The sequence below is a fragment of the Ruegeria sp. BJ6 genome (assembly GCF_056537885.1).
In genome coordinates, this window is the sequence record NZ_JBQFSG010000002.1 from 43,733 (window position 1) to 56,897 (window position 13,165).

Annotated in this window: 13 protein-coding genes and 1 riboswitch; of the genes, 3 read left to right on the top strand and 10 right to left on the bottom strand. The window is 59.0% G+C overall.

Annotated elements, in window-relative coordinates; genetic code table 11:
- Positions 1–204: 204 nt before the first annotated feature.
- Positions 205–681, top strand: coding sequence for a rhodanese-like domain-containing protein (locus ACR0D6_RS05450; protein ID WP_480764765.1), 477 nt, complete (start codon positions 205–207; stop codon positions 679–681).
- Complete coding sequence (locus ACR0D6_RS05455) at positions 681–1,496, top strand: CE1 family esterase (protein ID WP_480764766.1); 816 nt, start codon at positions 681–683, stop codon at positions 1,494–1,496. The genes ACR0D6_RS05450 and ACR0D6_RS05455 overlap by 1 nt, the downstream gene beginning before the upstream one ends.
- Here ACR0D6_RS05455 and mdoH read toward each other — a convergent pair whose 3' ends face one another.
- The 7 genes from mdoH to ACR0D6_RS05490 form a co-directional block, all read right to left on the bottom strand.
- Positions 1,497–3,368 (bottom strand): glucans biosynthesis glucosyltransferase MdoH, encoded by a 1,872-nt coding sequence (mdoH, locus tag ACR0D6_RS05460; RefSeq protein ID WP_480765238.1) that lies wholly within the window; start codon positions 3,366–3,368, stop codon positions 1,497–1,499.
- Positions 3,365–4,864, bottom strand: a complete 1,500-nt coding sequence (locus ACR0D6_RS05465; RefSeq protein WP_480764767.1) for an OpgD/OpgG family glucan biosynthesis protein — start codon at positions 4,862–4,864, stop codon at positions 3,365–3,367. Before ACR0D6_RS05465 ends, mdoH begins: the two co-directional genes overlap by 4 nt.
- On the bottom strand, positions 4,861–6,078 hold the full coding sequence (locus ACR0D6_RS05470; RefSeq protein ID WP_480764768.1) for an OpgC family protein: 1,218 nt from the start codon (positions 6,076–6,078) through the stop codon (positions 4,861–4,863). Before ACR0D6_RS05470 ends, ACR0D6_RS05465 begins: the two co-directional genes overlap by 4 nt.
- 29 nt (positions 6,079–6,107) lie before the next feature.
- Entirely contained in the window at positions 6,108–7,478 is a 1,371-nt protein-coding gene (locus ACR0D6_RS05475) for a tetratricopeptide repeat protein (protein ID WP_480764769.1), read from the bottom strand.
- Between the two features lie 180 nt (positions 7,479–7,658).
- Positions 7,659–8,843: a CaiB/BaiF CoA transferase family protein gene (locus ACR0D6_RS05480; RefSeq protein WP_480764770.1), complete on the bottom strand. Its 1,185-nt coding sequence runs from the start codon at positions 8,841–8,843 to the stop codon at positions 7,659–7,661.
- Entirely contained in the window at positions 8,830–10,449 is a 1,620-nt protein-coding gene (locus ACR0D6_RS05485; protein ID WP_480764771.1) for a thiamine pyrophosphate-binding protein, read from the bottom strand. The genes ACR0D6_RS05480 and ACR0D6_RS05485 overlap by 14 nt, the downstream gene beginning before the upstream one ends.
- Positions 10,450–10,527: 78 nt before the next feature.
- On the bottom strand, positions 10,528–10,992 hold the full coding sequence (locus ACR0D6_RS05490; RefSeq protein WP_480450111.1) for a DUF302 domain-containing protein: 465 nt from the start codon (positions 10,990–10,992) through the stop codon (positions 10,528–10,530).
- A gap of 169 nt (positions 10,993–11,161) precedes the next feature.
- Between ACR0D6_RS05490 and ACR0D6_RS05495 the strand changes: the two genes are divergently transcribed.
- Entirely contained in the window at positions 11,162–11,497 is a 336-nt protein-coding gene (locus ACR0D6_RS05495) for a DUF1636 family protein (RefSeq protein ID WP_480764772.1), read from the top strand.
- Here the strand turns inward: ACR0D6_RS05495 and ACR0D6_RS05500 are convergent.
- From ACR0D6_RS05500 to ACR0D6_RS05510, 3 genes are all read right to left on the bottom strand, one after another.
- Positions 11,485–11,979, bottom strand: a complete 495-nt coding sequence (locus tag ACR0D6_RS05500; RefSeq protein WP_170651579.1) for a hypothetical protein — start codon at positions 11,977–11,979, stop codon at positions 11,485–11,487. The genes ACR0D6_RS05495 and ACR0D6_RS05500 overlap by 13 nt on opposite strands.
- Before the next feature lie 64 nt (positions 11,980–12,043).
- Positions 12,044–12,742, bottom strand: a complete 699-nt coding sequence (locus tag ACR0D6_RS05505) for a CbtA family protein (RefSeq protein WP_170651580.1) — start codon at positions 12,740–12,742, stop codon at positions 12,044–12,046.
- A gap of 4 nt (positions 12,743–12,746) precedes the next feature.
- A complete protein-coding gene (locus ACR0D6_RS05510) occupies positions 12,747–12,917 on the bottom strand; it encodes a CbtB domain-containing protein (RefSeq protein ID WP_170651581.1) in 171 nt (56 codons plus the stop codon).
- Positions 12,918–12,953: 36 nt separating this feature from the next.
- Positions 12,954–13,161: riboswitch (cobalamin riboswitch) on the bottom strand.
- Positions 13,162–13,165: the final 4 nt, after the last annotated feature.

The window sequence follows — 13,165 nt, forward strand, 5'->3', positions numbered from 1 at the left end:
CGGTCAAAGTGGTTCTGATTTTGTAAGGATAATTCTCATAGTGTCCAGCTATTGCGGGAAATTCGATGTTTCATAGGGCCAGTCTGCGGCGAAGAGTAAACCGCATAGGCACATGACGTGAACTTGATTGATGAAAAAGTGGAAATGGCAGAATTTGCGGCTGTGCTGTGATATTAGCCGCGTAAGCAGCAAGGAGGTCGTGTAGTGAACGAGAAGGCTGGCCATTCCAAAACCCGGCGCTGGCTATTGCTGGCGGGCGGTACGGCAGTGGCGGGTGGGTTGGCCGTTCGCGAATACCGTTTGATTCCACCGGATTATGACGGCGGTAGCTTGACAGTTGGTGAGGCGCACAAACAGGCCCTATCCGGCAAGATCATCCTGGTCGATATCAGAACACCCCGTGAATGGCGCGCTACCGGTATCGGTGATGGCGCACATCCGGTCGATATGCGCCGCAATGATTTTGCTGAGACGGTTGCGCACCTTGCGGCAGGGGATCGGGGGGCCCCGATCGCGCTGATCTGTGCGCGCGGAGTACGCTCTGCCCGAATGAGTAAATTTCTGACCGAAGCAGGCTTTACCAACATCATTGATGTGCCCGAAGGAATGCTGGGCTCGGCAGCCGGACCTGGATGGGTGCGGGCGGGTCTACCCGTTGCGAATTTCAAAGAGGACACGTGATGAACAAGAAATTGTGGCTGGCCTTGTGCTTTGGCATTTTCGGACAGGCCGCACAGGCCACCTGCGGGGATGAGGAAGGGCATTGTGAGGTTGCGTCGGGAGCGTATCATATTGAGTTACCCCGGGCGGACACTCCTCCCTTGGTAATATTCTTGCATGGATATGGCGGCAGTGCTGCAGGCACGATGAAAAACCGCAATATGGTCGACCCTCTACTGGCTCGGGGGTACGCGGTGATGGCACCTGAAGGGGCCGTTCGAAATGGCAGGAAAAGCTGGAACTTCTATCCGGGCTGGGAAGGGCGGGATGAGGCTGCGTTTCTGACTGATGTGGTCGAGGATGCCGTCGAGCGTTTCGGGATTGACGGTGACCGGGTTGTTCTGGGCGGATTTTCCGCAGGCGGGTTCATGGTGAACTATCTGGCTTGCGCGGCACCCGAAACCTTTTCCGCTTATGCGCCCGTTTCCGGCGGGTTCTGGCGGCCACATCCAGAGGAATGCAAAGGGCCAGTGCGCTTGTTCCATACTCATGGCTGGACCGACAATGTCGTCCCGCTGGAAGGCCGGTATCTTGGAGGCGGTCGGTTTCAGCAGGGCGATATCTTTGCGGGGCTGGAGATATGGCGCACAGCAAATGAATGCGTCGACAATCGGCCCGACGCCTTCGGTACAACCGGCCCATTCATGCGCCGCAAGTGGACCCGATGTGCGGATGGCAGTGCGTTGGAGTTTGCCCTGTTTCCCGGGGGGCACACGGTTCCGAAGGGATGGGCTGACATGATGGTGGACTGGTACGAAGGCCTGCCCGGCAGTTGATCATTCCGCCGGGGTCATTACGGCTTTGCCTTCGATCACCCGTTTCAATTCGTCTCGATGGCGGCGGGCAGATCGGGTAATTGCCGGTTCGCGAAAATCCTCACGCATACCAACCATACGACGTGCGGCCTTGGCGGATACACCGCTCAGCGCGGACAAAGGAATTGCCAGCGCCAGACTGATGGCAATCGGCGCCAGCCAGACAGAAACCAGCCCGGCGGCAATACCAACACTTAGGGCAATGCCACTGACGGTCTCCAGCGCGTGACAGAAAATCAGCGTGCGCAGTCCGTAGGTGCCACCATCGCGCGCCTGAGGCGACCAACCCTTTTGCAGGCCAAGCGCGGTGCGGAACACGGCAATCATCTGTTGCACCATCATAATCGGCGCATAGAGGACCGATAGGATGACCTCGAACAGGAACGATGTTGCAAACCGGCGGCCGCCACCAAATTCGGAATAGCGCGTGCCGCTCAGGGGCAGGGCCGCCACGCCCAGAATTTTGGGGGCCAGCAGCATGGCGTACATCACCAGAATGATCAGCACGTGCCGGGTTTCCGACATTTCCGGCCATTGCGGGAACAGCGGATTGTCCGGGCTGAAATAATGCAGCACCGAGGCATCCTTGCCCTGACCAATCAGCGCCCACATGACAAGCAATGCGAACCACAGCGGAGACATCAGATAGCCAACCGCGCCATGGAACATGTGAAACCGCGATACCGCCCGGAATCCACGTGAGCGTAACAGCTTGAGATGTTGCAGATTGCCCTGACACCAGCGGCGGTCGCGCAGGACGTGATCGATCAGCGTCGGCGGTGTTTCTTCGTACGAGCCACGGATGCGCGGAAGGAACCGCACACCCCATCCGGCGCGGCGCAGCAGACCGGCCTCGACGAAATCGTGGCTCATGATCAGCTTTTCCTGCCCGCCGAACGATCGCAACTTGGGCAGGCCTGCGCTGCTGGCAAACGCACGTGTGCGGATAATGGCGTTGTGCCCCCAGTAATTACCTTCCTGACCACACCAGCGCGCCAGCCCTTCAGCAAAGGCGATGCCATAGACGCCATTGGCGAATTGCTGCATGCGGGCAAAGACGGATTGCGCCCCGATCAGCTGCGGATAGCTTTGAATCAGGCCCGCACCGGGATCGCGGGACAGTGCATCGGTCAGACGAACGATTGCGCGTCCGGTCATCAGGCTGTCGGCATCCAGAACCAGCATTGCGTCCCAGTCGGCGCCCCAGCGGCTGACCCAGTCGGCGATGTTGCCCACTTTGCGATCCGTATTCTGTTCGCGCCGCCGGTAATAAAGCTCCAGACCGGGGGCGAGGGTGGTGCGCAGCGCCTCGACGCTGGCCTGTTCCTGTGCCGCTATTTCCTCGTCCCGGGTGTCCGACAATATGAACATTGCATAGTGATGCTGCCCGCCGCGTGCGCGCAATTCTTCCAACATCGTGCGGGCGTTACCCAAAACGAACCACGGAACCTCGTTATAAACTGGCATCAGCAAGGCGACCCGCAGTGGTTGCGAGTTGGCCTGCCGCTTTGGGCGTTCCTGCCGGGAAAGCGAGGCCATTCCAAGCAAAACGGTGCAGACGGTGAAAGAAATCCAGAAGAAATTGAATGAGATCAACGCCAGCAGCACACCTTCGATCAGGTTGATCCCCTGCGCGCTGAACCAGTCAGTCATGATCCACAACAACGTCAGGGTGGCGACCATTGCCGGAGAAAAGGCCAATGCACGCCAGAAGCCTGCCGACTGGCGCTGGGCGCCCGAAGGCACATGTGCATCGCGAAACCTCGATCCGAAATCCTGCGCGGGCATGGGCAGGGCGGCCTCGGGCGGCATGATATGCAGGTCGCGTGTCATGTGGTCCATCTGTACAGCCAGACCTCGGAAGCGGGCTGTTTGCCAAGCCGTAGCTGAGCCCTCAGTTCGACGTGATCGCGGTCGCCGGGCTCAAAGGAAAAGGCCAGCCGAACACCGCCGGTGTCGGGATTGCGCTGCAGCACACCCTCAGAGGTTTCTGAATGGGGCGACTGCACAAAGATGTTGAGCGCCTCGATGTCTTCGAACAGATCGCTGGCCTCGAAATCGATCACGGCCAGACGTCCTTCGCCGAACGTGTTTTCACCCATGGCCGTATTGATGACGCGCGGCATCGCAGTACGTTGCGGCTCTTCACCCCAGATCAGGCGATAAGACATGTCCACCTGCTGGCCAGCGGCATATGCCTCGGCCGGGCGCCAATACGCGACAATGTTGTCATAGATTTCCTGATCGGCGGGTATTTCGACCAGAGTGACCGTACCTTTGCCCCAATCCCCTTTTGGCTCCACCCAAAGACCGGGGCGCTTGTGATAGTTGGCCTCAAGGTCGGCATAGTCCGAGAATTCTCGTTTGCGCTGAAACAGACCGAAACCGCGCGGATTGGTGTCCACGAAAGACGAGATCTGCAGCCGGGTCGGGTTGGCGAGCGGTCGCCAAAGAACCTCTCCTGCGCCGTTGGTGATCAACAGGCCGTCGCTGTCATGCACCGCCGGGCGGAAGTCATCGAAACGGTTGTGATTGGTCTGATCGTACAGGAACATCGACGTGCCGGGCGCGATACCAACGTGGGTCAGATCCGTGCGCGGAAAGAGGGTGGCTTCGACCTCCATGACACAGTCGTCACCTGCCGAGACGTCGAACCGATAGGCTCCGGTTACGCTCGGGCTGTCCATCAGGGCATGTACGATCATATTGCGCTGACCGGGCGCCGGGCGTTCCAGCCAAAAGCGGATGAACTCCGGGAATTCCTCGCCATCGGGATCGCCGGTTTTCAGGGCCAGGCCACGTGCAGACAAGCCGTAAACCTCGTGTAGTCCGATGGCCCGGAAATAGCTCGCGCCCTGAAACACGCAGAACTCATCGGTCTTTCCGGGGCGGTGCATCTCGGTCCGCAGCCGCAGGCCAGAAAAGCCGAGGGTTTCGTCCACCGGCAATTCCGGCACCTCTTCCGAGCGGGTGAACATTTCAAGGTCGAACATGACCGGGGTGGTCATGCCGTTTTCAACGGTCGACACCTGAACCGTGCGCGGAAAATAAAGACCCGGCGTGAAGAAATCCACGTTGAAGGGTGTTTCCGTTTCAAACCATAGCGCCTTGTCCAGCCGGAACCGGATCGAACGGTACTGCTGATAGGTCAGATCCTGCCATTCCTGCGGCACCATCGCACGCTCGGCGTAGGGACGGCTGGCCAGATCGCGGGCCAGTTTGATGACATCGCTCCGGTCAAAAGGAACCTCACCGCCGGTGGCAAAAGTGGCCGGGGCAAAGGCAAGCGCCGAAGTCGACGCGAGAAATGCGCGACGTGTAAAATTCATTTTTTGGTCTTCCAAGGATGTGACTTAAACCACGCGGCCAGATAGGCCACGCCGATGATCATGGCAAAGCCAATCATGTTAGCGGCAAACACACTGGCAGAATCCCGCCCAGTCTGGTCCAGTCCAACGCCGATAAGTCGCGCAGCAGCCATGGAAAAAACGAAAACTGCCAGCGATTGCTGCCCGACTTTGGTGATGAGCCTGAGTATGAATTGCCAGATTCGCGCGCCGATCCCATGGCCGGTGGCGATCAGACGATGCCCATGTTCACCCGCGGCGACCCAACCCAGATAGGCCAGTGACAGGAAGTGGATGTACCGGAACAACCCGAATTCGGTCTTCCCTCTCAACACTTCGGTCAGAGGCCAGACCTTGCGGATTTCAGCGGCGATGTCAGGGTTCCATGCCTGAACCCACAGGAACACTTTCCACGATCCAAATGGTGCGGACAGGATCAGGAAGAGGGCTGCGGCCCAGATCAGGGTTTTCGATACAGGCGGCGCGGGTATCCAGCCGCGCATGAAGGCAAAACCGGTGAAGAACAGCAGTTGCCAGCCAAAGGGGTTGAAGAACCATTGCCGATCCGACCACGGCTCGGCCGGGAGGGCAAGCGCGCCTGTCTGGGCCACGAACCAGATCCCGACCGACGTGACGGCCACTGCCCAAAAGCCGATCTGTGACAGCCCCATGAAAAGCGGCATCAGCGCCAGCACCACCAGATACATCGGTAGAATATCAAAGTAGTTCGGGACATAGGTGAGCGTGAACATGCCAACCATGTTTGGCATGGGATCTTCAAAGAAATGCTGCAGGTTCAGTGAAGACACATAGCTTTTGTCGAACCAGCCGGACAAATCCAGGGCAGCCATGGACGCTGCAACAAAGAAAAACAGGCCGATATGCGCCCAGTAAACCTGCCAGATTCGAAAGGCGACACGCGCGGTTCCCAACCACCATCCCTTGCGTAGAAAGGCACCGCCAAAGGCGATGGCAGACGCCATGCCCGAGCAAAAGACGAAAATTTCGGTAGCATCGGAAAAGCCGAAACGCGCGGGTATCCATTTGGCCCAGGGGTCGTTTGGAATATGGGCAATCAGGATAATGAACATCGCGATACCGCGATAGAAATCCAGTCGCGGATCGCGCGTGCGGGCAGGGGTCGCGGACGAGGCCGCGACCTGAGCAAAATCAGTAGCGGGCGATACAGTCGCCATACGTTCTCTGTCCTTCTTGAGTCTTCTTGTTATTCGGCGGGAACGCTTTGTGCGTTGCCTTCACCGCGGGCCGCCGCGATCAGGTCGCGACGCGCAAGGGCATAGTTGTCCTCGCCGCCGGCGCGTTTCGCGCGGCGGTCATCCAGAATGCGTTCAACCGCGTCCAGACGTCCTGCGCGCAGGCCTGCGTCGATCGTGATACGTTCGAACACATCGCGCTGCGCATGGCTGCCACCTGCCTGCTGCATCGACCCGCGTGCGTTCAGCAGGTGGTCAAATGCCTGCCCATACTGCCCGTCACCAAACGCTTCGAGGCCCTGCGCCGCGGCAAGCCCCGGATCAGCCATGCGGCGGGTCATGTCGTCGCCGGCCATTTTGGCGTCGTTGTGGATGCGCTTCAACATTTTCGCCGTGGCATCCGATCGGTTGTCGCCGGTCAGGGCCAGCAGGTAGTGCAGGTCGGCGAAGATCAGGCAACCGTCTTCGGTGCGGGCTGCGCTCAGGTCGGCCAGCTCTTCCCAGCGGTTGCCGACATCGACACCCTCCAGTTCTAGCCTCGACAGCAAGGAAGTGGCATTCGATATGTCGCGATAGTCGTCGGTCTTGTCCTTGCGGATTTCCGCGTCATACAGCTCCATCACCGGATCAATCTGACCCATGTCCAGATGCATCAGCGCCTTGTGCCACCAGACGTGATAACGGAAATTGTTACAATGCGCCCAGGCATCCTCGCGACCAGCCAGCCATTCCAGCCCTTCGGCGGCATTACCTGTCATGTCATGGACATGCGCCACTGCGTGCAATCCCCACGCATCGTCTGACACCATCCACAGGGCCTGACGGCCTGCGATTTCTGCCTTTTCGTAGGCACCTGTTTCTTCCAGTGCAAAGGCATGGCAGCCCAGCAAATAGCCGCGCCCCGGATGGTCCGGAGCATAAGCAGGCATCACACGTTCAATGGACCGGCGCATTCCCTGCGCGTCGCCCAGAACAAAGCGCGTCGCATGGCTGAGTTTCATCGCCAGTGTGTCATCGGGATGCGCGCGCAACACGTCTTCGAATTTCTGTACGGATTGGGTCGGTTTACCTGCTAGCCACAGGCGCAGCGCGTCTACATACAGACGTTCACGGGCGGATGCCGGCTGTCGCGCCATTGCGGCCTCGGCCGTCGCAAGCGCCTCGGTTGCAACGGCAAACAACTCGCGCCGCCCCAGAAGCAACGTGAACAGGCCCTTGATCGCGTGTGCCAAGGCGAAATCCGGTTCCTGTTCCAGAACGCGGCCCAGATGCTGCGGCGTAACCGCAGAGTGCGCCATGAAACCCAGCAGAACACCATTCCATGCGTCGACGCTGTCTGCACGGGTTATGCTGTTCACTTGTCCGAAAATGTCTTGTTTCATTCCTGGGTCCAATCCAATTGCGTGATTTCGCTGTTGTTGATTTATCAGACTGTATTGGTGCGGCGTAACAGTATCGACGCTGCTCTCGAATTGGTGAAATCCTGTGTGTGTAAAAAGCGAAAAAAACCGCCGATTCAAGGGCATGTTTCAGCGAACCCCCGCCGAAGAACGCTTAGTGTTTCAATCTTCGAAGGGATTTTCCGCGTTCAGGACCCTCAATGTGTCCGCTCCGAACGTGGGCGGAGCATGGCGAAATGTTACAGGTGTTTTCGACAATTTCAGCGGATTGCCTATCAATTGCACTTCACCCGGGTCGGCCTGCATGGCGATCTGCATCTGCCGTGCTTCCACCTGATCCGACGCAAAAACCTGATTGAGTGACTGGACAGGTCCGACCGGAACCCTGAGTTCTTCGAGCGATTCAATAACATGCCGGGTCGCAAGGGTTTGAACAGCAGGTCGCAGAATCGCGTTGAGAGCGTCCCGGTGTTCCAGCCGTGCCGGATTGGTGGCAAACCGTGGGTCCTCCGGCAAATCCTCGCGTCCGATAAAGCCACAGAAACGCCTGAACTGGCTATCGTTGCCAACCGCCAGAATGACGTGCCCATCGGCGGTCTGGTAGACGTCATAGGGCACGATATTTGGATGCCCGTTTCCACGCCGTTGAGGAACAGCGCCGGATGTCAGATAGTTCACACCTTCGTTGATCAGCCAGGCCACCTGCGCGTCAACCAGCGCAAGGTCGATCTGCTGGCCTTCACCAGTCAGGTCGCGGTGGCGCAGAGCGGCAAGGATACCGACAGACGCGTACATTCCACACATTACGTCGGCGATACCGACGGCGACTTTCATCGGGTTGCCATCAGGCTCGCCCGTCAGTGACATGATCCCACCATATCCCTGCGCCATCAGGTCATAGCCGGGTTTTGCGGCATTCGGGCCGGTCTGTCCGTACCCCGAAATCGAACAATAAACGAGGCCCGGCAGTTCTGCTGACAGGGATTGGTAATCCAGACCGTATTTGGCCAGCCCCCCCGGCTTGAAGTTCTCGATCAGAATATCCGCATGGGCAGCCAGGCGGCGTACGGTGGCCTGACCTTCCGAAGTGGTTATGTCCACTGCCACGGATTTCTTGTTTCGGTTGGCGGACATGAAATAAGCACTCAGGTCCGAGTTTTTACCTTCGTCATCCACGACATAGGGAGGACCCCACTGACGGGTATCATCGCCACCGGTGGCCGGGTTTTCGATCTTGATGACACTGGCGCCCAGATCACCCAGCAATTGCGTGCACGTCGGCCCGGCAAGAATGCGACTGAGATCCAGAACCTTGACGCCCTTCAGCGGTCCTTCAGATACGGCCATCATAACCTCCCCGGTCAATCTCCGCAGCAATCACGGTAAACCGATCCGCCTGCACGGCCTGTTCCAGCGCTTCGCGCAATTCGGCACGGTTGCGGACAGTCACACCATTGCCGCCAAAAGCGCGGCCCATGGCGGCAAAGTCGTGGCGGTCGAAGTCAACGCCAATATTGGTCATCTGACGCCCGCGCTGCTTTAGTTCGATCAACGCGAGGCTGGCATCAACAAAGACCAGAAAGATGGGGTTGCCGCCCATCTCGGCTGCGGTGGACAACTCACCCGCGACCATCAGAAATCCTGCGTCGCCTGAAAAGCTGATGACCGGTCGGGTGGGTTCGGCCAGCTTCAGGCCCATGGCCATCGGTACGGCGCAACCCATCGTGCATAGCGCCGAGGACTGGATCAGTCCGCGCGCCTCTGGACATGACCACATCTGGCTAAGCAGGATGCGGTGCGCGCCGCTGTCGGCAGTGGCCAGCGTTTCAGGCGGCAAGGTTGCACGTGTTTCGGCAATGATCGCCGCTGGCCCCCATTCATCATCAATCGGGAAAACCTGTGCCAGTGCAGCCTTGACCCTTTCGGGTTCGCCATCGGGCCAGGTTGCACAAGCAGGGTTTCCTTTGGCAATGGCCTCCAGCGTGGCGCCGGTATCGGCCACCAGATTCAGACTGGCCTGATGCATGTAGTGATCATTGACCACTGCCGCGATATCGATGACGCGCTTTTTGTCCGGGTCCCAAATCTCGCGCCAGCCGGGGCGCATTTCGATCGGATCATACCCGAGGCAAAGGATCAGGTCAGCTTGCTCCACCAGCGGAACCAAATGCTTGTCGGCCAATGGTGACAAACCTGCTCCGCCCAGACACAGAGGGTGATCTTCGGGCACGACCCCCTTGGCCTTGTAGGTGGTTACGAACGGGATGCCGAAATGTTCCAGAAACGCCTGCACGATGGCCTTGGAGTCGTCATAGAGCACATCAAGACCGATGATTGCCAACGGGCGTTCGGCTTCGGCGACCCATTTGCGCGCCTTCTCAAGGCAGGTTCCTTCGGGCGCGACCGGCGCGGCCTTGGCCAGCCGCCGACGCTTGGTGCCGTTGACACGGGTATCGGCGACCGAGATGGGAACATCGATATGAACCGGACCCGGGCGGGCCTGCGTGGCAAGAGATACCGCCTTGTCAGCAACGATATCCGCCCCTTCGGCAGTCAGACAGAATGTACCCTTGGTGATCGAGCGATAGACCTGACTGTGGTCCATCACCTGATGCGTATAGGTCAGCGCCTCGTCCGCATCGACACATCCGGTCAAAACGATCATCGGCACCCGGTCCTGCAGGGCGTTGGCGACCACATTGATACCGTTCATTGCGCCGGGCCCGAGTGTGGCCACAAGAATCGCCGGAGCGCCGTCGCGGTGATGAACACCCTCGGCCATGAACCCGGCCGAGTTCTCGTGCTTGGCCAGATGAAAGGCGATTCCGGCCCGTTCCAGCGCATCCACCAGTGTCAGAACCTCGCCGCCGGGCATTCCGAAGGCGTGGCGACACCCTGCCTCATAAAGTCTTGTGGCCAAAAGGTCCGCGGCGCGGGGGGGCTGATCCTGCATCAGTATGCTCCGTTCATCTTGCTGTGCAGCAGATTGCGGAGGCAGCGGGCGGGTGCAAGCCGGATCACGTCAGTGTGACTATTTGATTGCGGATTCCGCGATGTCCTGAAACTTTTCGTCCAGTTCCCGGGCAATTCCGGCCAGTGCCTCGCCGCCTTCTTCGGCATAGGGTGAAAATACATGGCTGGGTGTCTTGTAGGAAAGGGTGGATGTTCCGTCTGCGTTTTCGGTCACGTAGAAACGGATCGGCGCCTCGATCATGGCGGCGGTCGAGGTTTCCAGAACGCGCACCGCGTAGTCATTGTTGAAGGCTCCGATCACCCGGTTGCCTGGAATGTTTATGCCTCGTGCGGCGGCGGCCTTGGTCGGTCCAGCCTGCGTGACGACTATCAGGCCGTTGGCCTTTACTGATGCGACAACGTCCGGCACCAGTTCATCATAGGCCTTGTCGGTCGGATACACGGCCCAACCGTCGCGCGGCTGCAGATCATCGGCCCATGCGGGCAGGGCCAACAGGCACAATGCTACCCAGTGTGGTTTCATTTTTCGCCCTCCGGTGTCTTCACGGGGACTTGATGCCAGAATTCCGCTTTGTACGCGCTCACATTCCCGTGTGTATTTGCGGGTTGAGTGCTTGCACACCGCCAGCGAAAGCCGCAGTAACAGTAATAGTATGGACGAGGGCGGGATGAGTTCAGAGCGGATGAGGCTGATGATCTGCAGCAGCTGTGCCGGGGCGCGGGATCGTGACGCCGAATGGCTGGCTGTGCGCGCGGCGTTGGTGCGCGTTGGGTTGGAGGATCACGTTCAGCTTGGTGAACACGCCTGCTTCAGCAGTTGCGAAGAACCCGCAGCGCTTGCGTTACAGGGGGAAGGCATGGCCTCATATGTATTTTCCGGGATCGATGTGCAGGCTGATGCGGATGATATTGCTGCAACGTGCCAAACTTATCTGAACAGCCCCATGGGCTGGATTGAAGACGCCCGGCCTTGCGGGCGGCTTCGATTGTGTCTGCGCGCGCGAATTCCGGCGCTTCAGTCCACCTGAATCGTCAATTTGGCACTGACCGGCGCGTCATCCACTGCCAGAGGGCTGTGGCTGTTGGCGTTCAACGACACCTCGACCTCGACCTCGCCTTTCGGCAACTCCGGGATGTGCATCCAGTTCCCATAAAGGCGCGCCAGTTTGGCTCCGTTGATATAGACATGCGCGTGACCTTCGCCCGGCCTGTCATCAGACGAGGCGTTTTGCGGCGCAAAACGGAAATTCTGCGGTTGGACATGCAGGTTCCAACCTGCCATCGGGTCTTTGATCAGGTCGATCTCCAGCCCCGGCGCATCTGGCCCGGCGGGCAGGCTGATGGTTTTGGAATGGTCATGCGCTGCAGCTTCGGCATGCGCGCCGCCGTGATGAGACGGATCTGAATGATCATGACCATCAAAGGTAACACCATTGGCCGCAGCCAACACAAACCCGGCGCCGCCGCCAAAGACCAGACCAATGGCGAAAAGTGAAAGTGAGCGGGACATTTCTTTTCCTTGCGAAAATGAAACGCCCGCCGGAGATACTCCGGCGGGCAAACTTCATGCATAATCAGGTGTTAGCTTCTGCGCGTTTGCTTTCGCTTTGCCAGAAATAACCTGCAAATGCACCGACCAGAATCCACGCCACCAGACCAATGCCGAAAGCGCGCGCGGCGAACAGGGCGCCGATTTCGGTTGGTACAGGACCAGTGAAGACATCGGGTTCAGGTGCACCGATGACATGCGGAGCCAGCAAAAGGATCGCTGCAATCACATAGCTGATGATATTGCCCCCAAAGGCAATCAGCCACATGGCCACGGCTGCGGCGGCTGCCGTTGCCCACCACCAGATCTGCCGGTCATAGACATCGGCTGCGGCAACCCCGGGCACTTCAGGCGCCAGTGAGAACCCCGGAGCGAAGTGAAGTGCGATAAAGCCGGCAAGACCCCACAATACGCCGGTTCGGCCATTGACCTCGTGCCCCTGACCTTCGGCAACCGACATCAGGGCGACCAGAGCCAATGCATACCCTGTGTAGATAAACATCGTGAAGATCACGCTCAGCGCGTCGCGCTGAAGGTCGGAAAACATGCCGGGCAAATCGGGATGGGCCGAAACAGCCTCACCGCCGAAATGAATCAGTTCACCGGACTCATAAAGTTCCGCGTGCAGCAATACCGGCTGCACAAACGCAAGCTGCAGCAGAGCGGCTATCAGCCCTGCTGCAGCACCAGCGAACAACGCGCTGGTCAGAATGCGACTGAACATGGTCTCAGTGGCAGGGAAAGCCGGTTGCGTGACGCACGTCGTGTGCGGCGTCGTGCAGGGCCGATGCCTGAACGTGGCCAGCCAGGGTAACGATCCCCAGACCCAGAACCACAGCGAAAATGGCGGGAAGTATGCCTGTATTCGCGGCGGATGCCTTAAGCGTTTTTGTCGTCATTTCTTGTCCTCCTGTGCCGCCGCACCCGACGGCCGGTTTTTAGTTTCTCGCCTGGCAGGTCTCCTGGCTTGCGGGTCGGTGCCTCTGTTCGCCTTCCCCCCGAAGATCGGGAGTGGCCGGTTGAACAGGGGCTCACCGCTTACAGTCGCGGGGGCGGCTCTGGCTTTGACTTTCACGAAAGTCGCACCAAATTCCCTCTTAGCGTCCGGATTGCTCCGGCGGGACCAGACCCTTCCATTTAGCCGGGA

Bases quoted from the DNA above. Each gene is read 5' to 3' on its own strand.
- ACR0D6_RS05455 (WP_480764766.1), top strand. From the start codon at position 681: ATGAACAAGAAATTGTGGCTGGCCTTGTGCTTTGGCATTTTCGGACAG.
- mdoH (WP_480765238.1), bottom strand. From the start codon at position 3,368: ATGACACGCGACCTGCATATCATGCCGCCCGAGGCCGCCCTGCCCATG.
- ACR0D6_RS05465 (WP_480764767.1), bottom strand. From the start codon at position 4,864: ATGAATTTTACACGTCGCGCATTTCTCGCGTCGACTTCGGCGCTTGCC.
- ACR0D6_RS05470 (WP_480764768.1), bottom strand. From the start codon at position 6,078: ATGGCGACTGTATCGCCCGCTACTGATTTTGCTCAGGTCGCGGCCTCG.
- ACR0D6_RS05475 (WP_480764769.1), bottom strand. From the start codon at position 7,478: ATGAAACAAGACATTTTCGGACAAGTGAACAGCATAACCCGTGCAGAC.
- ACR0D6_RS05480 (WP_480764770.1), bottom strand. From the start codon at position 8,843: ATGGCCGTATCTGAAGGACCGCTGAAGGGCGTCAAGGTTCTGGATCTC.
- ACR0D6_RS05485 (WP_480764771.1), bottom strand. From the start codon at position 10,449: ATGCAGGATCAGCCCCCCCGCGCCGCGGACCTTTTGGCCACAAGACTT.
- ACR0D6_RS05490 (WP_480450111.1), bottom strand. From the start codon at position 10,992: ATGAAACCACACTGGGTAGCATTGTGCCTGTTGGCCCTGCCCGCATGG.
- ACR0D6_RS05495 (WP_480764772.1), top strand. From the start codon at position 11,162: ATGATCTGCAGCAGCTGTGCCGGGGCGCGGGATCGTGACGCCGAATGG.
- ACR0D6_RS05500 (WP_170651579.1), bottom strand. From the start codon at position 11,979: ATGTCCCGCTCACTTTCACTTTTCGCCATTGGTCTGGTCTTTGGCGGC.
- ACR0D6_RS05505 (WP_170651580.1), bottom strand. From the start codon at position 12,742: ATGTTCAGTCGCATTCTGACCAGCGCGTTGTTCGCTGGTGCTGCAGCA.
- ACR0D6_RS05510 (WP_170651581.1), bottom strand. From the start codon at position 12,917: ATGACGACAAAAACGCTTAAGGCATCCGCCGCGAATACAGGCATACTT.